Source organism: Streptomyces sp. NPDC090088 (assembly GCF_044747345.1).
GTDB lineage: Bacteria > Actinomycetota > Actinomycetes > Streptomycetales > Streptomycetaceae > Streptomyces.
In genome coordinates, this window is sequence record NZ_JBIVDZ010000006.1 from 1 (window position 1) to 20,736 (window position 20,736).

18 protein-coding genes and 1 rRNA gene are annotated in these 20,736 nt (G+C 70.0%); 8 read left to right on the forward strand and 11 right to left on the reverse strand.

What is annotated here, in order from left to right:
* A 5S ribosomal RNA gene (gene rrf, locus ACIPSJ_RS27710) occupies window positions 1-88 on the forward strand; the annotation flags it as partial.
* 47 nt (window positions 89-135) lie between these two features.
* On the opposite strand, the gene ACIPSJ_RS27715 is transcribed toward rrf, so the two are convergent.
* Window positions 136-684, reverse strand: a complete 549-nt coding sequence (locus tag ACIPSJ_RS27715) for an isochorismatase family protein (RefSeq protein WP_401350140.1) — start codon at window positions 682-684, stop codon at window positions 136-138.
* Window positions 685-779: 95 nt separating this feature from the next.
* Here ACIPSJ_RS27715 and ACIPSJ_RS27720 point away from each other — a divergent pair, with 95 nt between their 5' ends.
* Entirely contained in the window at window positions 780-1,352 is a 573-nt protein-coding gene (locus tag ACIPSJ_RS27720) for a GNAT family N-acetyltransferase (protein WP_401350142.1), read from the forward strand.
* Between the two features lie 28 nt (window positions 1,353-1,380).
* Here ACIPSJ_RS27720 and ACIPSJ_RS27725 read toward each other — a convergent pair whose 3' ends face one another.
* The 9 genes from ACIPSJ_RS27725 to ACIPSJ_RS27765 form a co-directional block, all read right to left on the reverse strand.
* Window positions 1,381-2,874, reverse strand: a complete 1,494-nt coding sequence (locus tag ACIPSJ_RS27725; RefSeq protein ID WP_401350144.1) for a type IV secretory system conjugative DNA transfer family protein — start codon at window positions 2,872-2,874, stop codon at window positions 1,381-1,383.
* A gap of 12 nt (window positions 2,875-2,886) precedes the next feature.
* Window positions 2,887-4,302, reverse strand: coding sequence for an ATP-binding protein (locus tag ACIPSJ_RS27730; RefSeq protein ID WP_355724438.1), 1,416 nt, complete (start codon window positions 4,300-4,302; stop codon window positions 2,887-2,889).
* A gap of 14 nt (window positions 4,303-4,316) precedes the next feature.
* Window positions 4,317-5,876: an SCO6880 family protein gene (locus ACIPSJ_RS27735; RefSeq protein ID WP_359207922.1), complete on the reverse strand. Its 1,560-nt coding sequence runs from the start codon at window positions 5,874-5,876 to the stop codon at window positions 4,317-4,319.
* Window positions 5,873-7,198: a hypothetical protein gene (locus tag ACIPSJ_RS27740; protein ID WP_401350146.1), complete on the reverse strand. Its 1,326-nt coding sequence runs from the start codon at window positions 7,196-7,198 to the stop codon at window positions 5,873-5,875. The genes ACIPSJ_RS27735 and ACIPSJ_RS27740 overlap by 4 nt, the downstream gene beginning before the upstream one ends.
* The gene (locus ACIPSJ_RS27745; protein ID WP_401350147.1) at window positions 7,188-8,018 is read right to left on the reverse strand and encodes a hypothetical protein; all 831 of its coding nucleotides are present in this window, start codon (window positions 8,016-8,018) and stop codon (window positions 7,188-7,190) included. Before ACIPSJ_RS27745 ends, ACIPSJ_RS27740 begins: the two co-directional genes overlap by 11 nt.
* A 140-nt stretch (window positions 8,019-8,158) precedes the next feature.
* The gene (locus ACIPSJ_RS27750) at window positions 8,159-8,467 is read right to left on the reverse strand and encodes a hypothetical protein (protein ID WP_351328461.1); all 309 of its coding nucleotides are present in this window, start codon (window positions 8,465-8,467) and stop codon (window positions 8,159-8,161) included.
* 345 nt (window positions 8,468-8,812) lie between these two features.
* Window positions 8,813-10,120, reverse strand: coding sequence for a S53 family peptidase (locus tag ACIPSJ_RS27755; protein ID WP_359207914.1), 1,308 nt, complete (start codon window positions 10,118-10,120; stop codon window positions 8,813-8,815).
* Between the two features lie 382 nt (window positions 10,121-10,502).
* Window positions 10,503-11,867 carry a S53 family peptidase gene (locus ACIPSJ_RS27760; RefSeq protein ID WP_359207911.1) on the reverse strand — a complete coding sequence of 455 codons (1,365 nt, stop codon included), beginning with the start codon at window positions 11,865-11,867 and terminating at the stop codon, window positions 10,503-10,505.
* A gap of 271 nt (window positions 11,868-12,138) precedes the next feature.
* Entirely contained in the window at window positions 12,139-12,741 is a 603-nt protein-coding gene (locus ACIPSJ_RS27765; RefSeq protein WP_365695098.1) for a TetR/AcrR family transcriptional regulator, read from the reverse strand.
* 90 nt (window positions 12,742-12,831) lie between these two features.
* Here ACIPSJ_RS27765 and ACIPSJ_RS27770 point away from each other — a divergent pair, with 90 nt between their 5' ends.
* From ACIPSJ_RS27770 to ACIPSJ_RS27790, 5 genes are all read left to right on the forward strand, one after another.
* A complete protein-coding gene (locus ACIPSJ_RS27770) occupies window positions 12,832-13,767 on the forward strand; it encodes an oxidoreductase (RefSeq protein WP_401350150.1) in 936 nt (311 codons plus the stop codon).
* Window positions 13,768-13,862: 95 nt separating this feature from the next.
* On the forward strand, window positions 13,863-14,627 hold the full coding sequence (locus ACIPSJ_RS27775; RefSeq protein WP_359207905.1) for an SDR family oxidoreductase: 765 nt from the start codon (window positions 13,863-13,865) through the stop codon (window positions 14,625-14,627).
* 121 nt (window positions 14,628-14,748) lie between these two features.
* Window positions 14,749-15,516: a trypsin-like peptidase domain-containing protein gene (locus tag ACIPSJ_RS27780; RefSeq protein WP_359207902.1), complete on the forward strand. Its 768-nt coding sequence runs from the start codon at window positions 14,749-14,751 to the stop codon at window positions 15,514-15,516.
* 73 nt (window positions 15,517-15,589) lie between these two features.
* Window positions 15,590-16,609: a bifunctional lytic transglycosylase/C40 family peptidase gene (locus tag ACIPSJ_RS27785; protein ID WP_359207899.1), complete on the forward strand. Its 1,020-nt coding sequence runs from the start codon at window positions 15,590-15,592 to the stop codon at window positions 16,607-16,609.
* Between the two features lie 192 nt (window positions 16,610-16,801).
* Window positions 16,802-17,494, forward strand: coding sequence for a phosphatase PAP2 family protein (locus ACIPSJ_RS27790; protein ID WP_359207897.1), 693 nt, complete (start codon window positions 16,802-16,804; stop codon window positions 17,492-17,494).
* A 99-nt stretch (window positions 17,495-17,593) separates the two neighbouring features.
* Here ACIPSJ_RS27790 and ACIPSJ_RS27795 read toward each other — a convergent pair whose 3' ends face one another.
* The gene (locus ACIPSJ_RS27795) at window positions 17,594-19,153 is read right to left on the reverse strand and encodes an FAD-binding oxidoreductase (RefSeq protein ID WP_401350153.1); all 1,560 of its coding nucleotides are present in this window, start codon (window positions 19,151-19,153) and stop codon (window positions 17,594-17,596) included.
* A gap of 366 nt (window positions 19,154-19,519) precedes the next feature.
* On the opposite strand from ACIPSJ_RS27795, the gene pstS reads away from it, so the two are divergent.
* Entirely contained in the window at window positions 19,520-20,650 is a 1,131-nt protein-coding gene (pstS, locus tag ACIPSJ_RS27800; protein ID WP_359207891.1) for a phosphate ABC transporter substrate-binding protein PstS, read from the forward strand.
* Window positions 20,651-20,736 lie beyond the last annotated feature (86 nt).

Sequence of the window (20,736 nt, forward strand, 5' to 3'; positions counted from 1 at the left end):
CGGTTACATTCCGAACCCGGAAGCTAAGCCTTACAGCGCCGATGGTACTGCAGGGGGGACCCTGTGGGAGAGTAGGACGCCGCCGAACAAATATTGGGAAAGGCCCACGCCGTATGGCGTGGGCCTTTCTGCGTTTTAGAACGTCACGTCCGCTGTGTCGACCGTGCCGCCCTTTCGGCCCGGGGCCTCCTGCCACTGCCAGTAGAGGTTCGTGTGCGCGATGACCTGCTGCGGGGGCGGTGCGCCGTACGGGGAGAGGTCCTCGGTGGTGTGGGCGTCGGCGACCAGGGTCGCGTCGTAGCCGCGGACCATCGCGCCGTGCAGGGTGGAGCGGATGCAGGCGTCGGTCTGGGCTCCGGTGACCACCACGCGGCCCACACCGTGTTCGGCCAGCACGGACTCCAGCTCGGTGTCCTCGAAGGAGTCGCCGTAGCGCTTGTGGACGAGGGACTCGGTGGCTTCGCGGACGAGTTCCGGGACGTACTGCCAGGGGGCGCTGTCCGGCTTCAGCTCGTCGCTGGAGTGCTGGATCCAGATGACGGGGACCGCCTCGGAACGGGCCCTGGCGAGCAGGGTGTTGATGTTGGCGATGACCTCGTCGCGGTTGTGGGAGCCGGCCACCACTCCGTTCTGCACGTCCACGATCAACAAGGCGGTGTTCGGACGGTTCGGAAGGGTCGTCATGACGTTCACAGTAGGCGCGGGCACTGACAACGGCTCCGGCCCGCGCGGTCGTAAACGAGATGAGCGGGGTGCCCGGTGACGGCTACCGTGGCCGCATGAACGCTACGACCAGCGGTGATTACGTCATACGTGCGATACGAGCCGATGAGTGGGAGGCCGTGAAGCAGCTTCGGCTGGTTGCTCTGCGGGACCCGGTGGCGGATATCGCGTTCATGGAGACCTACGAGGACGCGGTGGAGCGGCCGGACTCGTTCTACCAGGAGCGGGCCGCTCGGTCGGCCGAGGAGTTGAGCGGGGCACGGCAGTTCATCGCCGAGGCGGCGGACGGGGTGTGGGCCGGGGGCCTGACCGTACTGGTCGAGGAGGCCGGGACGACGGACTGGGCCGGGTTTCCGGTCGAGCGGCGGCAGGGACATGTCGTCGGGGTGTTCGTACGGCCCGAGCACCGGGGGAGCGGGTTGATCAAGGCGCTGTTCGACGTCGGTGTGGCGTGGGCGTGGGCGCGGGAGCGGGGTGCGGAGCGGGTGCGGCTGCTGGTGCACGAGGACAACGCGCGGGCTCAGGGCGCCTACCGGAAGGCCGGGTTCGTGCCGAGCGGGGTGACCGTGGAGCTGGAGGCGGACGCGGGGAAGAAGGAGTTCGAGTTCGTGCGGGAGTGGCCGATCTAGACCGGCCTGGAGCGGCTCGGAGAGCGGCTCAGACCGGCAGGTCCCGGTGCGGCCAGCGGGAGCGGGCCTGTTCGTGGGAGCGGAGCAGGGCGAGCGTCGGCAGGCCCTGGTCGGTGCCGGCGGCCAGCAGGTCGGGGAGCTGGGGGAGCGGGGCCACGGCCGCCACGTCGTCCAGGACCAGGGTCAGTGGTGGGTCGAGCCGACCGGAGGATGACCGTTCGGCCATGCGCCGGCCGTGCTCGACCACGCTGGAGACGAGGGCCGTCAGGAGGGGCATGGCGCCGGGGTTGGTCCTGGGGTCCTCGATGGATTCACCGACCACATAAAGCGTGCCCCCTTCATCGATGAAGGAATCCAGGGCGAGGGCATCGGATCGGTTCGGTGTGCAGGCCTCGCGGATGTTGACCGTGAAGAGCGCGGCGAGCGCCCGGGCCGTCAGCTCCTGGGCGATGTCCCGGCGTTCCGGGTGGGAGGTGAGGGCGGCTTCCAGCTCGCCGGCGGCGCCGGGGGCCGCCTTCGGGTGGGTGCGGAGGGTGCGTACGGCGTCCTGGACGCCGGTGCCCTGGGCCCAGCGGTGGACGTGGCGGATCGTGCGGTTCTCCAGTGCGGCGGCGTGCAGATAGCTGCGGAGGAGTGTTTCGGCCGTGTCCGTGACCGCCTGGTCGATCTTCGCGGTGGGCTTCACGGGGGTGAGGAGGGCCTGCGCGCGCTGGACCGCCGTCTGCTTGTCCGCGCAGCCCGCCGTGGGGGACCAGTGGAAGCGGGCGGGGGTGTCGCAGAGGTGGTTCGGGTCGTAGAGGAGGGCGGGGCCGAGTTTGGCCCGGGCGTCCTTGGTCTCCGACCAGAGGGCGGGGTTCGAGGTGACGACGACGGCGGGGCCGAGTGCGTCCTGGATGGTCCGGGTGGCGGTGGCCTGCCGGCTCTCCCGCGGGGCGATGTGGATTCTCGCCCATCCGACCGTCTGTTCGGCGCCGACCGGTAGGGGAGCGTAGGGGCCGATGGTGGGCACCGGCTGTTCGAACGCGGTGGTCGTGGGGACGGCCGGGACGGCGGGGACCACGGGTTCCGGCAGGGGAGCTGTTTCCTGGACCCGCGTCGCCCCCGTGCGCGGTTCCGGGACCTCGGCGGGCGTTCTCCTCGCCTCGGCTCTCCGTCTTCTTCGTCCGGCCCGCCAGCGGGCCACCGTTCCCATGACGAACACGGTGAGGACGAGCAGGACCATCAGCTGCCCGATGAACAGGCCCCAGAACAGCCCCCACCCCGACAGCTGGGCCGCCGGGGTGCCGGGCCAGGCGCCCGCGATGTCGTGGGGTTCGCCGATGAGGTGGCGCATCGCGGGCGGGGTGTGGGTCAGGTCGACCGTCGAGGGCCAGCCGCCGTGGGCGAACCAGGCGGCCAGTCCCGTCGCCGTCCACACCAGGACGGTGATGCCGAGCAGGAACCCGAGTATGCCGATCAGCAGGCCGTCGGGAATCCCGCCGCCGCCCTGCTGTTCGCGCTCCTGCCGAGGGTCCGGTCTCACGGACGGTCCTCCCTACGCCACCGTCGATTCGGAGTCGCCGAGGTGCTGCTCCACGAAGGCCGCCGCCCGCTGCTCCGCCTCCAGCTCGGCGGCGCGCAGCACGTCGTCGGCGTCGGAGAGGTCGCTGGACGACTCGGTCATCGCGCGGTCCGTGAAGACGAGGGGGCGTTCGGTCTCGGTGACCAGGTGTTTGACCACCTGGACATTGCCGTTGACGTCCCAGACCGCGATGCCCGGGGTGAGGGTGGGGATGATCTCCACCGCCCACCTGGGCAGGCCCAGTACCCGGCCCGTGGCCCGGGCCTCGTCCGCCTTCTGGGCGTAGATCGTCCTTGTCGACGCCATCTTCAGGATCGCCGCGGCCTCCTTGGCCGCCGCGCCGTCCACGACGTCGGAGAGGTGGTGGACGACCGCCACGAAGGACAGACCGAGCCGTCGGCCGAACTTCAGCAGGCGCTGGAACAGCTGGGCCACGAAGGGGCTGGCGATGATGTGCCAGGCCTCCTCCACCAGGAAGATGCGCTTCTTGCGGTCCGGGCGGATCCAGGTGTGCTCCAGCCACACGCCGACGATCGCCATCAGGATGGGCATGGCGATGGAGTTGCGGTCGATGTGGGACAGGTCGAAGACGATGAGCGGGGCGTCGAGGTCGATGCCGACCGTCGTCGGGCCGTCGAACATGCCGCGCAGGTCACCGTCGACCAGGCGGTCGATGACCAGGGCCACGTCCAGGCCCCAGGCGCGTACGTCGTCTATGGCGACGTTCATCGCCTCGGCCGACTCCGGCTCGGGGTGTCGTAGCTGCTCGACGATGTCCGTCAGGACGGGCTGGCGGTCGAGGATGGTCTCGTTGACGTACGAGTGCGCGACCTTGAGGGCGAAGCCGGAGCGTTCGTCGAGGCCGTGGCCCATCGCGACTTCGATGATGGTGCGCAGGAGGGCCAGCTGGCCGGTCGTGGTGATCGCCGGGTCCAGCGGGTTGAGGCGGATGCCGTGGTCCAGGGCCGCCATCGGGTCGAGCCGGATGGGTGTTATCCCCAGCTCTTCCGCGATGAGGTTCCATTCGCCGACGCCGTCCTCGCCCTGGGCGTCCAGGACGACGACCTGGCGGTCGCGGAAGCGGAGCTGGCGCAGGACGTAGGTCTTCTCCAGGGCCGACTTGCCGTTGCCGGACTCGCCGAGGACCAGCCAGTGCGGGGCCGGGAGTTGCTGGCCGTAGAGCTGGAACGGGTCGTAGATGTAGCCCTTGCCGGAGTACACCTCGCGGCCGATGATCACGCCGGAGTCGCCCAGGCCGGGGGCGGCCGTGGGGAGGTAGACCGCCTGGGCCTGGCCGGTGGAGGTGCGGACGGGTGAGCGGGTCGTCTCGACCTTCCCGAAGAGGAAGGACGTGAAGGCTTCGGTGAGGACGGACAGCGGGTCCCTCATCAGCGCATCAGCCTCTACCTTCGGATTCCGGTGGCGAAGGGCAGGGTGTTCACGAAGGCGCGGTGGTGCTCGCGGTCGCACCACTCCAGTTTCAGATACGACTTTCCGGCGGACGCCCTTATCGTGCGCTTGTCGCGGTTGAGGGCCTCGGGGGAGCGCGAGGAGACCGTGATGTAGCCGACCAGGTTGACGCCGGCGGCGCCACTGGCCAGGTCCTCGCCGCGCTGGTCGAGGCGGTTGTGGGCGGCGATGTCGCGGGGGTCGACGGTCCGGTTCATCTTCGCGGCGCGGCTCGCCTCCGCCTCGTCGTTCGTCTTCTCCGTGAGCATGCGCTCGATGGCGATCTCGGTGGGTTCGAGGTCCATGGTGACGGCGACCGTGCGGATGACGTCCGGGGTGTGGACCAGGAGCGGGGCCAGGAAGTTGACGCCGACCGGGGTCATCGGCCACTCCTTCACCCAGGCCGTGGCGTGGCACCAGGGCTCGCGGGTGGCGGACTCGCGGGTCTTCGCCTGGAGGAACGTGGGCTCCATGGCGTCGAGTTCGGCCGGCCAGGCGTTGCGCTGGGTCATCGCCTGGATGTGGTCGATGGGGTGGTCCGGGTCGTACATGGAGTGGATCAGGGACGCGAGACGGCCCTGGCCGAGGGGCTGCCGTACCCGGATGTCCGCCTCCTGGAGGCGGGAGCAGATGTCGGTGAGCTCGCGGGCCATGACGACCGCGAGGCCGGAGTCGCGGTCGAGTTTGCGGCCGGCCTGGGGGCGGGCCGCGCGGGCCATGGCGTGGGCCTCGGCGGCCAGTTCGCGCGAGTAGTGCATGCAGGCGACGAGGTAGGCGCGGTGCTGCTCGCTGCTGGTGGAGACCATGGACTGCAACTGGTCGTAGGACTGCGCCAGCCAGCCCGGGGCCTTCTCGTCGCCGCGCTGGGAGACGTCCTTGGCGTGGGCGTCGGGGTCGGCGGGGAGGGTGCGGGCGAGCATCTGGAGGCGGGTGACGAAGCCGTCGCCGTTGGCCACGTGCTTGAGGAGGGTGCCGAAGCGGTCGACGAGGGCTTCCTGGTCCTCGGAGTCGCGCAGGCCGACGCCGGGTCCCTCGATCTCGATGGCCGCGGTGACCGTCTTGCGGTCGGCGTGCAGGAGTACGGCGATCTCGTCGGGGCCGAAGGGGGCGGCGAGCCAGCTGATGCGGCCGATGCCGGGCGGCGGGCCGATCTCGACCTCGCGGCCGTCGATCCGGGTGCCGGCCTCGCTGGCGGTGGATCGGTAGACGGTGCCCGCGCGGAGGGTGCGCTTGTAACTGCGGTTGATCTCGAACCACTTGTAGAACGTGCGGCGCTTGTACGGCACGTAGACCGCGGCCAGCGCGAGCAGCGGGAAGCCCATGAGCAGCACGATGCGCAGGGACAGGACGGGGACGAGGAGCCCGCACATCATGCCGAGGAACGCGCCGACGATGATCAGGCCGATCTCGCCGGACTCACGGTTCCTGCCGACGATCGCGTTCGGCCGGGCGCGGCCGATGAGATACGTACGGCGGGGCGTGATCGGATGGGACAGGTGGGACTCGGTCGTCAACGCCCTTCACCTCCGGAGCTGTTGTTGCGGGTGTTGCCGGCGTGCGGGGTGTTGGCCGGGCTGGGCGCGCGGGGTGCGGGTGCGGCGGAGGGGACAGATCCGCCGCCACCACCGTTCGGGGTGCGCGTGCTGTGCGCGGCGACGCCGCCCGAGACCGGGTTGGAGGGGCGGGCACCGGAGGCGCCGGAACCGCCGCCTCCGCCGCCGTTGTTGTCGGCGCGGGCGCTGTGGGTTCTGATGCCCTGGGCGACGAGGTTGGCGGGGCTGCTGATGACGGCGGCGGCCTTGCCTTCGGCGCCCTGCATGATGCGGTTGTTGCGGCCGTTGGCGATCTCGTCGCCGAAGCCGGGGACGAAGCGGTAGATCATCGCGCTGGCGAAGATGGCGAGCAGGATGATGGCGAGGCCGGAGACGACGGCGGCCATCGAGTCCGGTCCGTTGTCCGCGGCCAGCGCTCCGGCCAGCCCCAGCACGATCACGATCACGGGTTTCACCAGGATCACGGAGATCATGATCCCGGCCCAGCGGCGGACATGGCCCCACAGGTTCTTGTCCACGAGCCCCGAGTACACGACGACGCCGAGCAGTGCTCCGACGTAGAGCAGGACGGCCCGCAGGAACAGTTCCAGGTAGAGGACGCCGGCGGCGAGGATCGACACGAGCGAGACCAGGATCAGCATGATCGGGCCGCCGCCGATGTCGTCGCCCTTCTTGAGGGCGTCGGAGAAGGTGCCGAAGAACACGTCGGTCTGGTCTCCGGTGCCCTTCGCGAGGACGTCGGTGACGGCGTCCGTCGCCGATACGACCGTGTAGAGGATCAGCGGGGTGAACGCCGAGGCGAGCACGGTCAGCCAGAGGAAACCGACGGCTTCCGAGATGGCGGTCGTGAGCGGGACGCCTCGAACGGCTCGTTTGGCCACGGCCAGCAGCCACAGGACGAGGGTGAGGATCGTCGACGCGGCGAACACGAGGGCGTACTGCTTCAGGAACGCGCCGTTCGTGAAGTCGACGCTCGCGGTGTCCTTCACGGCCTTGCTGAGCACGTCCACGGTCCAGGACGCGGCCTTGGCACAGCCCTGCGCGAGCGAGGAGAGCGGGTCGAGGGTGGAGGTGAGGGGGTCGGTGGTGGAGCCGCCGGAGCCCGAGCCGTCTTCGCAGAGTTTCCTGGACGGGGGGGCGAGCAGCGAACAGTCGACGCTGCTGGAGGGCGAGGGGGACGGCGAGGGTGCTGCGAAGGCCTGTGCGGCCAGCAGCACGGTGGCTGTCTCTACCGTGGCCACCAGACCGCTGAGCTTGAGCACGGTGTGCTGACTAGCGGGCATAGGTGAACCCTCCGAATTCCTGGACCGCCTTGCTGATCTGGTCGGAACCGGACACGGCGTCGTCGCCGCTGACCGGGGTGGGGCCGGACGCCTGGCTGGATTCAAGGACCTTCCAGTCACCACCACCCCAGTTCAGCGTCATGGTGACGGTGAACCAGTTGCTGGTCACGGGAGTGGTCGAGCTGGCGCCCGCGATGCCGGAGAGGTTGTTGCACCAGACGGCGACGGTGGCCGCGCTGTCGCCGTACTGCACGGCCTTGGTGCCCACCGGGACCGTCCGGGACACGAAGGTGCTGCCCTTGGGCGGGTTGCCGTTGGCGTCGAGGCCCATCTTGCTCAGCAGGCCGGTCGAGTAGGCCGCGTCCATCGGGCTCTGGAGCTTGGCCGCCGCGGCGGAGGTGTAGAGCGCGTTCACGATGCGATGGCGGCTGTCCTTGTTGAACATGCCGGTCGAGCCCAGCGTCACGGCGTAGTTCGCCGCCGCGCTCTCCGCCCCCTGGCGGGTGTGGGCGAAGCCGGTGGGGATGCCGGCGTTCTTGGTGTCGACCGGTTTGGTGCCGCTGGCGGCGGTGGAGGAGGTGACCGGCTGGCTGCCGGATCCACTGCCGTTGGACGAGGACGACGTGGAGGAGGAGTTGTCGCCGTCGCCTCTGTTCGCGAAGGCGATCGCCGCGATCAGGAGGACGACCACGCCGACGACCGTGACCAGGCTCCGTGAGGAGGAGCGGCCGCCGCGCCGGGCGCCGCCGTAGGGGTCGTCGGGAAGGCGCGTGCGGGTGTGGCCGGTCTCCGGGTAGCCGGGCTCGTCTCCGAGGCTCATGCCGGGTACTCCCCCTCCACGTCGTACCGGAACGCGTAGCAGTACGACGGTAGCCGTGCTGGTTCCCGCGCGGGCGCGGTGTGGTGACTCGACATCAGGGAAACGCAACCTCGGAGCGGGGGAGACGGAGGTTCAGGCGGCTAGACGGCCATGCCGTACACGATGGTGAACAGGGTGCCGAGTGAGCCGATGATGAAGACTCCGGTCAGTCCGGCGATGATGAGGCCCTTGCCCTGTTCGGCGCTGAAGGTGTCCCGGAGGGCCGTGGCGCCGATGCGCTGTTTGGCGGCACCCCAGACGGCGATGCCGAGGCAGAGCAGGATGGCGACGGCCATGACCACCTGGATCATCGTCTTCGCCTCGTTGCCCAGGCTGCCGAAAGGCCCCCAGTCCGGAGCGATTCCGCCGATGATGGTGTTGATGTCTCCCTTGTCGGCCGCGTAGAACATGTAAGTCACCGCCCCTGGTGGGTAGTTCTGTCCGCCCCTGCTCGGTGCAGAGGTCACGCATCATTCTCGCCGACAACGGCGCCGGAGTATGTCGACTTGACGTCATTGATTGGCGGGTTTCGTACGAAGGGATCGTACGGTCACTCTGTGTATCACGGCAGGTCACGCCGGGCAATGAGGACTGGGCGGAACCTGTGGTGTGGTTCCGTCGTTGACCTCTTTTACCGCCTGGTGGGGTTTTTGACGGCCAGTCGGGTGAATGCCACCGTCCCGATGTTCTCATGACGAACGGGTCGCGGCTGGTTGCCGCGACCCGTGAGCCCGTGCGGGGGATGGAGCCAATTACTAGTTGGCGAAGGCGCTGATGCCCTCGGGGGTGCCCCAGCCGGTCGGACCGTCGTAGCCGGTCTCGGCCGTGCAGAAGTACGCGGTGGAGCAGGAGCCGTTGTAGCCGCTCGTCACGTCGTTGAGGGACGAGGTGCCCGCGTAGTCGTAGGGGTACTGGGCCGGGTAGGTGCCGCTGGCCGGGGTGCCGGCGAGGGCGTAGACGCCGGCGATGATCGGGGCGGAGACGCTGGTGCCGCCGAAGGTGTACCAGCCGGCGGTGACGCCGTAGGAGTCGTAGACGGAGACGCCGGTGGCCGGGTCGGCGACCGCGGAGACGTCGGACTCCATGCGCTTGGTGCAGCCGGTGTCGGTCTGCCAGCTGGGCTTGGCGTCGTAGGAGGAGCAGCCGGAGCCGGTGCCCTCGGAGCTGGAGGTGCGCCAGACGGTCTCGGTCCAGCCGCGGGTGGTGGAGGAGGTGGAGAGCTTGGTGCCGCCGACGGCGGTCACGTACTGGGAGGTCGCCGGGTACTCGGCGCCGTAGTCGCTGTCACCGGAGGAGACGGTGATGGCGACGCCCGCGTGCTTGTAGTACGAGGTGTCGTACGTGGTCTGCGAGGAGGACTCGGAGCCGCCGTAGGAGTTCGACACGAACTTGGCGCCGAGGGCTACGGCCTCGTTCTCGGCGGTGCCGAGGTTGGCGTAGCTGGCGCTGGTGGCCTCGACGAGGGTGATGTTGCACAGCGGGCAGATCGCGGAGGCCATGTCGAGGTCGAGGGAGATCTCCTCGGACCAGCCGGCGTCGGACGAGGGGAGGGAGGTGGTGGAGCCGGTCTGGGAGACCTTCTTGAAGCAGCCGTTGGCCGTGGTGCAGGCGGAGAGGCCGTAGTACGAGCGGTAGGTCGCGAGGTCCGCCTCGGCGTTCGGGTCGTTGTACGCGTCGACGATCGCGATCGTCTCGCCGGAGCCGTTGGAGGCGGCGGCGGAGGTCAGGCCGTAGGCGGACCGGAGGTTGGTCGGGCTGTAGCCGGACGGGGTGGAGGCGTCGGCGGCCTTGGGGGTGATGCCCGTCTTCGCGGCCTGCTGCTTCTGGAAGGCGGTGAGGCCTCCGGTGACGCGGTAGGACTTGCAGGTGAGGTCGCCCGAGTGCTTGGGGGTGGCACAGGGGGTGGCGACGTAGGTCACCTTGCCGGACGCCGTGGCGGCCGCGTCGGCCTGGACGGCGGTGCCGAAACCGGCGAACACCAGCGCGGCGGTGGCGGCCACGGCGGTGCCCAGTCGGCGCCAGCCGCGGTGTAGCGAGGATCTGTCGGGGGGAGTGGAACGCATGCGTGCAGCCTCCTGATGTTCCTGAATGGGGTGGAACAGTTCGAACAGGGGCGGTGCGGGTGCGATCTGGTGCGGCGGTCCGCGACGAGAATCCTTTGTTGAGTACGCGACAACAAGAGCCATCGGGAATCCTGACTTCCGCATTGCCGAACACGGCGTTCGCGTGACTGTCCGATGGCGGCCCGTTGGACTGCGGGTGACGGGTACTTGACTCAACTCACAGCTGATTCAAGGGAGTTACCAAGGCGCGAAAAACGGGCCACGGCCGGATGCCGTGGCCCGTCTCTCTTTCCCTGCCGCCGAGGGGACCCCACGTCCCCCTCACGGTGGCGGCTCCCCGTGACCCGACGGGGAGGTCCTGCGGTTTCCCGCGGTGCGGGGCTCAGCCGGTGAAGGCGTCGGTCCCCTCGGGGGTGCCCCAGCCGGTCGGGCCGTCGTAGCCCGACTTGGCGGTGCAGAAGTACGAGGTGGAGCAGGTGCCGTTGTTGCCGCTCGTCACGTCGTTGAGGGCCGAGGTGCCGGCCGCCGCGTACGGGTACTCGGCCGGGTAGTCGCTGCTGCCCGGGGTGCCGGCCAGGGCGTAGACCGAGGCGATCAGCGGCGAGGAGGCGCTGGTGCCGCCGTAGGTGTTCCAGCCGGTGCCGTCGGAGCCGTAGGAGTCGTAGACGGAGACACCGGTGGCCGGGTCGGCGACCGCGGAGACGTCGGCGATCATGCGCTTCGAGCAGCTCGCGTCGGTCTGCCAGCTGGGCTTGGCGTCGTAGGCGGAGCAGCCCGAGCCGGTGCCCTCGGTGGAGCTGGTCTTCCAGACCGACTCGGTCCAGCCGCGGCTGTTGGAGGAGGTCTTCAATGCGGTGCCGCCGACGGCGGTCACGTACCGGGAGGCGGCCGGGTACTCGGCGCCGTAGCCCTCGTCACCGGCGCTCGCGGTGATGGCCACGCCCGCGTGCTTGTAGTACGAGGTGTCGTACGTGGTGTCCGAGGAGGACTCGGAGCCGCCGTAGCTGTTGGAGACGAACTTGGCGCCCAGCTTGACGGCCTCGTTCACCGCGGTGCCCAGGTTGGCGTCGGACGCCGACTTCGCCTCGACCAGCAGGATGTTGCAGTTCGGGCAGGTCGCGCTGACCATGTCGAGGTCGAGGGACTCCTCGCCGGCCCAGCCGCTGTCGGCGGACGGGAGCGAGGTGGTGGAGCCGGTCTGGGAGACCTTGGTGAAGCAGCCGTTGTCGGTGGTGCAGTCCGACAGGCCGTAGTACGAGCGGTAGGTCGCGAGGTCCGCCTCGGCGTTCGGGTCGTCGTAGGCGTCGACGATCGCGACGGTCTCGCCCGAGCCGTTGGAGGAGGCGGCGTCGGTCAGGCCGTAGGCCGACTGGATGTCCGAGGGGCCGTATCCGGTGGGGGAGTCGGAGGCGGCGTTCGGCTTGACGGTCTTCGGGGCGATGCCCTTGAGGGCGGCCTGCTTCTCCATGAAGGCGGTGGTGCCGCCGGTGACCCGGAGGGCGTCACACGCGGCGAAGCCCTTCTTGGGGGTGGCGCCGCAGCCGGCCTTCTCGTACTGGACGTGGGCCTTGGCGACCTGGGCGGCGATGGCCTTGGTGCTGACCTTGTGGGTCGCGGTGTCCGCGGCGCTGGCGTGGGCGGCGGTGCCCAGGCCGGCGGCGGCGAGTGCCGCGGTGGCGGCGACTGCGGTGCCTATCCGGCGCCATCTGCCGCTGGTGTGGGGGGTGTTGGGGGTGGTCGTACGCAACGTACAGCCTCCTGGAAGAAGGGACAGAGGCCTGCGGGTGGGGGGACCACCGGTGTGGTTGCCGGTGGGGGCGGCGGCCCGCGACGACCATCGCCTTGTTGGGTACGCGACAACAAGATGACTTTCGGAATCCTGACTTCCGCGTTACTGAAGCGCGGCAAGGGCTTACTGATCATTGGCGGCCGGATGGCCGGAAGTTGGGGTTCGGTTGACCTGAACTCCCGCCGGGGCAGCGGTCAATGCGCGTTGATCGGGGCGTATCGAGGTGCTGTCAGCGGGGCTTGAGGCCGTGCAGCAGAAGGTGGACGTAGCCGTCCAGGCCGGCCAGGGCCTCGTCCGCGGGCAGGGCGTCGGCGGCGATCAGGCTGGCGAGGCCGTGGATGCCGGCGGCGGCGGCGAGGGTCAGGTGCTCCGGGTCGCCCTCGACGATCTCGCCGCGCCGCTGCGCCTCGGCGGTGAGCCGGACGAAGGAGCCCAGGGACAGGTCGGCCGCGTCGGCCAGTTGGGTGTCGATGTCCGGGGCGTGCTTGCGGGCGAACATCAGCTCCAGCAGCTCGGGGTTGTCGACGGCGAAGGTGAGATAGGCCCGGGCGAGCCCGGTGAGCCGGGGTTCGAGGGGCGCGTCGGGGAGGTCGGCCGCGACCAGGGCCCGGTTCAGGCGGTCGTATCCGCCGAGCGCGAGCGCGTCCAGCAGGGCCTGCTTGTCCTTGAAGTGGCGGCCGGGGGCGGCGTGGCTCACCCCGATGTCGCGGGCCAGTTCACGCAGGGACAGGGCGGCGGCGCCCTTCTCGCGCAGGGTGCGTTCGGCGCTGGCGAGCAGGGCGGAGCGCAGGTCTCCATGGTGGTAGGGGCGGCTTTGCGACATGGGGGGCATCGTATCCCGATGTAGTCGTCGTCAGCATTGTTGTCGCCGTCACCTTTGTTGTCGTTGACATCATTGTTGTCGACGCCTACATTGGCGGGCATGGCTGAGAAGAACGACACCAAGAACCGCAAGTGGAACGCCGCCGACCTGCCCGACCTGTCCGGCCGTACGGCCGTGGTCACCGGGGCCAACAGCGGCCTCGGCCGCACGGCGGCGGACGCGCTGGCCCGGGCGGGCGCGCATGTCGTGTTCGCGGTACGCGACCCCGAGCGGGGCCGCGCCGCCGCCGCGCGGGTGCCCGGCAGCACCGAGGTACGCCGCCTCGACCTGGCGGACCTCGCCTCCGTGCGGGCCTTCGCCGAGGGCTGGCAGGGACCGATCGACCTGCTCATCAACAACGCCGGCGTGATGATGCTCCCGGAGCAGCGCACCGCCGACGGCTTCGAGATGCAGTTCGGCACCAACCACCTGGGTCACTTCGCGCTGACGAACCTGCTCCTGCCCCACGTCACCGACCGGGTGGTCACCGTCTCCTCCGGTCTGCACCGCGGCGGCGACGGCGTGATGCACTTCGACAACCTCAATCTGCGCGGCGCCTACAACCCCACCCGCGCCTACGCCCAGTCCAAGCTGGCCAACCTCCTGTTCACCCTGGAACTCCAGCGCCGGCTCACCGAGGCCGGCTCCCCGGTCCGCGCCCTCGCCGCGCACCCCGGCTACGCGGCGACCAACCTGCAGAGCCACACCGCGAACCCGCTGGCCCGCCTGGGCATGCGCCTCGGCAACCGGCTCTTCGCCCAGGACGACGTCGCGGGCACCCTTCCCACGCTGTACGCGGCGACCCAGGACCTGCCGGGCGCCAGCTATCTCGGCCCGGACGGCCTGGGCGAGATGCGGGGCGCGCCGACCCTGGTCGGCCGCAGCCGGGCGGCGAGCGACCCGGCGGCCGCGCGCCGGCTGTGGACGCTGTCGGAGGAGTTGACGGGGGTGAAGTGGGCGCTCGGAGTGGGCCGTGTGAACGTCGGGACGGAGTGAACGCCCAGGTGGTGGACGCCCGGCGGCCGGCCGGCCACCGCCGGATACGGTGAGCCGGTACGACCCGATACGACGGTTCTCCGGGAGGTGGCCGCATGAGCGCCGGCGCCGTGGACTTCACCCTCACCGGACGCACCGCCCTGGTGACCGGCTCGGTCCGGGGACTGGGCCTGGAGATGGCGCGGGGCCTGGCCGGAGCCGGTGCGCGGGTGGTCCTCAACGGCCGGGACACCGCCTCGCTGGACCCGGTGGTCGACCGCCTGCGCGAGGACGGACTCGATGTCCTGGGAGCGGCGTTCGACGTCACCGACCGGGAGGCGGCCGAGGAGGCGGTGACCGCTCTCGGCGCCCTCGACATCCTGGTCAACAACGTGGGCCACCGTGACCGCAGGGGCGTCGAGGAGATGCCCCCCGACGAACTGTCCGCGATGCTCGACACCCACCTGACCTCGGCCTACGCGCTGAGCCAGACGGTCGCCCGGGGCCTGGCCGCGCGCCGCACACCGGGCCGCATCATCAACGTCTCCTCGGTCGTCGGCCAGCTGGGCCGCACCGGGGACGTTGCCTACGCCACGGCCAAGGCGGGCCTCGACGGCCTCACCCGGGCGCTCGCGGCCGACCTGGGCCCGAGCGGTACGACGGTGAACTCGGTGGCGCCGGGGACCTTCGCCACGGAGGTCAACGCGGAACTCGCCGAGGACCCGGAGTGGGCGCGCTGGCTGCGCACCCGCACGGCCCTGGGCCGCTGGGGACGGCCGGCGGAGATCGCGGGCATCGTCGTCTTCCTGGCGAGCGACGCCGCGTCCTTCATCACCGGGCAGACCGTCGCGGTGGACGGCGGGATGACGACCACGTTCTGAGCCGGAGCGGCCGGAGCGGCCCGGCCGGAGCACCGGCGCCACGGCCGCAAGGGCGGTTCACAGATAAATCTCAGTGAAGTCGGGAACCGTTTCTCACCTTTGTGGGACACAGTGGGGCCTGATGAAGCGCATCCCACGCATCTCTGTCACCTCGCGCCGCGTCGCACTGTGCGCGGTGGTCGTTCTGGTCGCCACCTCGGCCTCCGTCGCGGCCGCCGATGAGGCGGCGGGGCCGTTCGGGGTGACCGCGGTGGTCGGGGCCACGGCGGAGAGCGCGAGAGTCGGGGCGCTGTTCAGCGCGGACAAGACCGGGAGCCTGTCCGGCAACCACTTCTGCACCGCGTCCGTCGTGCACAGCCCGCAGCGGGATCTCATCGTCACCGCCGCGCACTGCGTCGACAGCGATGACGGCAGCCTCGTCTTCGTGCCGGGGTACCGGGACGGGCAGGCGCCGTACGGGGTGTGGAAGGTCGGGAGGCGGTATCTGCCCGACGGGTGGGCGCACGGCCAGGACGAGGACAGCGATGTCGCCTTCGCCGCCGTGGACGAGCTGGACGGCAGGCGGGTCGAGAGCGTGACCGGCGCCAACCGCTTCGCCAGCGGGGTCGCCACGGGTGCCACCGCCGTGACCGTCACCGGGTATCCCAACTCCCGCGAGGTACCCATCAGCTGCACCAACAGGCCCGTCGCCCACAGCGCCACCCAGCAGCGCATCGACTGCCCCGAGTTCACCGGCGGCACCAGCGGCAGCCCCTGGGTGAACGGCGACCACGAGGTGGTCGGCGTACTGGGCGGCCACGAGCAGGGCGGCTCGACCGCCGACACCTCCTACAGCGTCGTGCTCGGGACCGAGGCCGCCGAGCTGTACAAGGACGCCACCGGGGACTGAAACGGCGTCATGTGCGCCGTCTTCCTGTGAAATACCGCCACTCTCGGCCGAAATGGCGTTGAACAGCCCTGACATGGGGGAGGGTTGGGGCGTGCGGAAAGTATGGGTGATCGGTGGCGCGGCGGTGGGGCTCGGGCTGAGCTTCGTGATGCTGCTGGTCGTCGGCGTGTACGTCGTCGCCGGGAACCTGCTCGGCGGGGTCGGCGGCGGCACCAAGGCGCTGGCCAAGGGATCCGTGCCGGCCGCCTACTCCGCGCTCGTGCAGAAGTGGGGCAACCTCTGCTCCGCCATCAACCCCGCCCTGCTCGCCGCGCAGCTCTACCAGGAGAGCGGCTTCAACCCGAAGGCGCAGAGCGCGGCGGCCGCGCAGGGGATAGCGCAGTTCATCCCGGGGACCTGGGCCACCCACGGCATCGACGGCGACGGCGACGGCGACCGCGACGTCTGGGACCCGAACGACGCGATCCCGTCGGCGGCCTCCTACGACTGCCAGCTCGCCTCGTACGTCAAGGACGTCCCCGGCAACGTCTCCGACAACATGCTCGCCGCCTACAACGCGGGGGCGTACGCGGTCATCAAGTACAAGGGCGTGCCGCCGTACAAGGAGACCCAGAACTACGTCAGGACGATCACCACCCTGGAGGACAGCTTCGCCGCGCCCGTCAGCCGGCTCTCCCCGACCAAGCAGGCCGCCGGTGCCATCGACTTCGCCCAGAAGAAGCTCGGCACCCCCTATCTCTGGGGCGGCAACGGCACCGCCGACCAGGGTGGCCGGTTCGACTGCTCGGGGCTGACGAAGGCGGCGTACGCGAGCGTGGGGATCACGCTGCCCCGGGTCGCCAACGACCAGTACAACGCGGGCCCGCACCCCTCCCGCAACGAGCTGCTCCCGGGCGACCTGGTCTTCTTCTCCACCGACCTCGGCAACTCCCGGGCCATCCACCACGTGGGAATCTACGTCGGCGGCGGGTACATGATCGACGCGCCGTACACCGGGGCGGTCATCCGCTTCGACCCCATCGACAGCGCGGACTACTTCGGAGCCACCCGGGTCACCGCGGATGGCGCGAAAGCGCTCCCCACGGCGGTGTGAACCGAGTGTGAAACCCTCCCCTGAGCTGCGGCTTTGTATCTCTCTTCGATAACGTCTGCGTGATCATTCGGTGGAGGGTGGAACGAAGGGGCGTAGACCGTGCGTTCCTGTTGACGTAGCCGACCACGGGGGTGGCAGCGAGCGACGCACACGAGGTGCGTCCCGGAACGACGACGAAGGGGCCGCAGCGCGATGGCTGTACTCGCCGAATCCGGATCCAACCCCGACGTCGACCTGCTCTACGACATCAACGGCCTGGCCAAGGACGCGCCGCACTGGTTCGACCGGGGCATGGCGTTCGTCGGGGAGTACGGGCTGCTGCTCGCCATGGTGCTGCTGGTGCTGGGGTGCTGGTGGTCCGTGCGCCGCCGGGGCGACGAGGACGCGCCCGCCACCGTCGCCGCCCTGGTCTGGGCCCCGCTCGCCGCCGCGATCGCCGTCCTCGTGAACGTTCCCATCCGCGGCTTCGTCGAGCGCCCCCGGCCCTTCCTCGCCCACCAGGGCCTCGACGTCCTGGTCTCCGGCAAGACCGACTACTCCTTCGTCAGCGACCACGCGACCATCACCATGGCCCTGGGCGTCGGCCTCTTCGTCGCCAACCGCAAGTTCGGGGCCGCGGGCATAGCGCTGGCCCTGCTGGAAGGCTTCTGCCGGGTCTACATGGGCGTCCACTACCCCACCGACGTCATCGGCGGCTTCGCCCTGGGCACGGCGGTCGTGCTGCTGCTGTCTCCGCTGGCTTCCGCCCTCCTCACCCCGGTGATGAAGGCCGTGGCCGGATCCCCCCGCGCCGGCTGGATCGTACGGACGCGATCAGCAACGGTCGGCGTCGTACCGGAACCCCGCTCCGGCCTGGAATCGGAGGAACGGGACCTGGCAGCGTAGGCGAGCCGCCGTGCCCCGTTAGGGGCGCGGGGCTGTATGCATGTGCGGCTCCGCCACGTGGGCGCGACCAGCCCCCACCGGCCTGCACCCGAAGTACTCCTACAACCCCTGCGCGTAGGAGAAGAACCTCTCCGGGTCGTACTGCTTCTTGACCTTGGTCAGCTTGGTCACGGCGTCCCCGTAGTACGCCTTCTTCCAGTTCGCCAGCGTCGGGTCCGCGTAGTTCTGGTACGCCGCGCCGGAGGCGTACGGCTTCATCGCGGCGTGCGCCGAATCGAGCCACGCCTGCCCGGTGCTGCCGGAGCCCCCCGCCCCCCAGGACACGATGTACTGCGCCAGCATCCGCGACCGGCGGTGCACGAACGCCGTCGCCGTCGGCGAGACCCGGTTGACCGCACCGCCGAGCGCCGTGAAGGCGATACTGCCCGCGCCGCCCCGGACCGAACCGATCTGCCGGAGGACCGTCTGGATGCCGGCCGCCGACAGCGAGCGGTCGAAGAAGTCGGAGCGGGCCGTGTAGGTCTCCCGGCCCAGCCTGCCCTGGGTGGAGCGGCCCGGGGTGGAGCCGGGCAGGTGGCACTGGGCCTGGGTGGCGAAGGAGGAGCAGCCGGCGTAGATCTCCATCGCCTCCTCGTAGCCGTGGCGGCGCAGCGAGACGGAGGAGGCGTTGGCGCCGGCCTTGTGGGCGAGGGCGTCGACCGCGTTCTGGAGTTCGCCGTAGGTGCCCATCGAGAAGCAGGCGACCGAGACGCGCGGGCCGCTGCCCGAGTTCTCCAGGTGCAGGGAGGACCAGATCTCGTCCGGCTGGGAGGGGCCCCACTCCTGCCAGGCCTTCAGGACCTGCGCCGCCTTCGCCCAGGGCCAGGTCAGGTACGCCGTCACGCCCTGCGGGGTCGGATGGGTCCTGAACTGCAGTTCCGTGACGACGCCGAAGTTGCCGTTGCCCGCGCCGCGCAGCGCCCAGAAGAGGTCCTTGTTGCTGCTCGCGTTGGCGACGACCTGGGTGCCGTCCGCGGTGATCAGGGTCGCCTGGGTGAGGCTGTCGCAGGTCAGGCCGTACGCGCGGGACGCGACCCCGTGGCCGCCGCCGAGCACCAGGCCGGAGACGCCGACCGTGGGGCAGGAGCCCGCCGGGATGGTCACGCTCTTCGCCGCGAGGGCCCGGTAGACGTCGATCAGCTTGGAGCCGGCGCCGACGACCGCCGTGCCGCCGCTGACGCGGATCCGGTTGAGCTTGGAGACGTCCACGATCAGGCGGCCGTTGCCGGAGGAGTAGCCCGCGTAGGAGTGGCCGCCGTTGCGGATGGAAACCTTCAGGGAGTGCGCCTGGGCGTACGACAGGGTGGTGCGGATGTCGTCCGCGTGGGCCACGTAGGCCACCGCCGCCGGCTTCAGGCCGTCGAAGCGGGTGTTGTAGAGCTGGTGCGCCGTGGTCCAGGACGTGTCGCCGGGGCGGACCAGGGTGCCGTCCAGGGCGTGGGCGAGGGCGGTCCAGTTGGCCGCGGCCGCTGCGCTGGTGGTCTTCAGTGCCGTACGAGAGGATGTGGACGCGAGTGGCGCGCCGGTGGTCCGCGAGGTGTCGCCGCCGGAGCTGCACCCCGTCAGTGCGGTCGCCGCGAGGGCGGCCGCCCCGCCAGATATGAAGGTACGCCGTTCCATGCCCGTGCCTTTCGTCGGCTTTCGTGGGACGAGACGGCGTTCCATCGCACACGGGTTCCCATCCGGTGTAACGAACGCTGTGACGTCGTAACGGCTGTGATGGCGAACGCCGAAGACGTGTTCGCTTAACCGGGCGGTTGGAACCGGCACGTGCCCTACCCGTGAGCGTTCCGTGACCTAACCGGGTTGACGGCAGGGGTTCACCCTCCGTTCACCTATGGCCATCGGCGGCTTCACCTGATCTGCCTAATTTCGGCCTTACCCGACGCGGTGGGCGGTCCCAAATGCCTAGTCAGCAGGCCCTTGCTGCGTCACGACTACTTCGCACGCCGCCGAAGGTGGCGCCTCTGGAAGGAACTCCCGAAAGTGAAGCTTCAGCGCAAGAACCGGCTGCGCGTTCTGTCTCTCGGTGCTGTCGCCGTCACCGGTGCCCTGACCCTCTCGGCGTGCGGCTCTGACGACAACGGCAGCAGCGGCGACTCCTCCGCGTCGGCCTCGGCCACCACCGCGAGCTCCATCAAGTGCGACGACGCCAAGGGCCAGCTGCTCGCCGACGGCTCCTCCGCGCAGAAGAACGCGATCGACGCCTGGGTGAAGAACTTCTCCCAGGCCTGTGGCGTCCAGATCAACTACAAGGGCTCCGGCTCCGGCGCCGGTGTGACCGCCTTCACGCAGGGCCAGGTCGCCTTCGCCGGTTCCGACTCCGCGCTGAAGCCGGAAGAGGTCACCGCCTCCAAGAAGGTCTGCTCCAGCGGCCAGGGCATCGACCTTCCGGCGGTCGGCGGTGCGATCGCGATCGGTTACAACGTCCCGGGTGTCGACAACCTGGTTCTGGACGCGCCGACCCTCGCCAAGATCTTCGACAGCAAGATCACCAACTGGAACGACGCGGCGATCAAGAAGCTGAACCCCGACGCGAAGCTCCCGAACCTCAAGATCCAGGCGTTCCACCGCTCTGACGAGTCGGGTACGACGGACAACCTCACCAAGTACCTGATCGCCACCACCCCGAGCAACTGGAAGTACTCCGGCGGCAAGGCCTGGCAGGCCAAGGGCGGCCAGTCCGCTCCGCAGTCCGCGGGTGTCGCCCAGCAGGTCAAGCAGACCTCCGGCGCCATCGGCTACTTCGAGCTCTCCTACGTCTCGGACGGCATCAAGGCCGCCTCCATCGACACGGGCGCCAGCAGCCCGGTCGCCCCGTCCACCGAGTCCGCCACCGCCGACATCGCGGCCGCCAAGGTCGTCGGCACCGGCAAGGACCTGTCGCTGCAGCTCGACTACAACACCAAGGCCGAGGGCGCGTACCCGATCAGCCTGGTGACCTACGAGATCGTCTGCGACAAGGGCAACAAGGCCGACACCCTCCCGGCGACCAAGGCGTTCCTGCGCTACATCACCTCCGAGGACGGCCAGAAGCTGCTCTCCACGATCGACTACGCGCCGATCCCCGACGAGATCATCACCAAGGTCCGCACCACCGTCGAGGGCCTGAGCTAAAGATCCGCGAGTGCGGCCGAGTTCCCCACGGGAGCCCGGCCGCACCGTCCGGTGCACCGCCGCCCGGAGCCGTACACCTCTACGTG

Bases quoted from the DNA above. Each gene is read 5' to 3' on its own strand.
- ACIPSJ_RS27770 (WP_401350150.1), top strand. From the start codon at position 12,832: ATGGCTGAGAAGAACGACACCAAGAACCGCAAGTGGAACGCCGCCGAC.
- ACIPSJ_RS27740 (WP_401350146.1), bottom strand. From the start codon at position 7,198: ATGCCCGCTAGTCAGCACACCGTGCTCAAGCTCAGCGGTCTGGTGGCC.
- ACIPSJ_RS27775 (WP_359207905.1), top strand. From the start codon at position 13,863: ATGAGCGCCGGCGCCGTGGACTTCACCCTCACCGGACGCACCGCCCTG.
- ACIPSJ_RS27785 (WP_359207899.1), top strand. From the start codon at position 15,590: ATGGGGGAGGGTTGGGGCGTGCGGAAAGTATGGGTGATCGGTGGCGCG.
- ACIPSJ_RS27745 (WP_401350147.1), bottom strand. From the start codon at position 8,018: ATGAGCCTCGGAGACGAGCCCGGCTACCCGGAGACCGGCCACACCCGC.
- ACIPSJ_RS27715 (WP_401350140.1), bottom strand. From the start codon at position 684: ATGACGACCCTTCCGAACCGTCCGAACACCGCCTTGTTGATCGTGGAC.
- ACIPSJ_RS27750 (WP_351328461.1), bottom strand. From the start codon at position 8,467: ATGTTCTACGCGGCCGACAAGGGAGACATCAACACCATCATCGGCGGA.
- ACIPSJ_RS27730 (WP_355724438.1), bottom strand. From the start codon at position 4,302: ATGAGGGACCCGCTGTCCGTCCTCACCGAAGCCTTCACGTCCTTCCTC.
- ACIPSJ_RS27765 (WP_365695098.1), bottom strand. From the start codon at position 12,741: ATGCCCCCCATGTCGCAAAGCCGCCCCTACCACCATGGAGACCTGCGC.
- ACIPSJ_RS27795 (WP_401350153.1), bottom strand. From the start codon at position 19,153: ATGGAACGGCGTACCTTCATATCTGGCGGGGCGGCCGCCCTCGCGGCG.
- ACIPSJ_RS27780 (WP_359207902.1), top strand. From the start codon at position 14,749: ATGAAGCGCATCCCACGCATCTCTGTCACCTCGCGCCGCGTCGCACTG.
- ACIPSJ_RS27720 (WP_401350142.1), top strand. From the start codon at position 780: ATGAACGCTACGACCAGCGGTGATTACGTCATACGTGCGATACGAGCC.
- ACIPSJ_RS27755 (WP_359207914.1), bottom strand. From the start codon at position 10,120: ATGCGTTCCACTCCCCCCGACAGATCCTCGCTACACCGCGGCTGGCGC.
- ACIPSJ_RS27790 (WP_359207897.1), top strand. From the start codon at position 16,802: ATGGCTGTACTCGCCGAATCCGGATCCAACCCCGACGTCGACCTGCTC.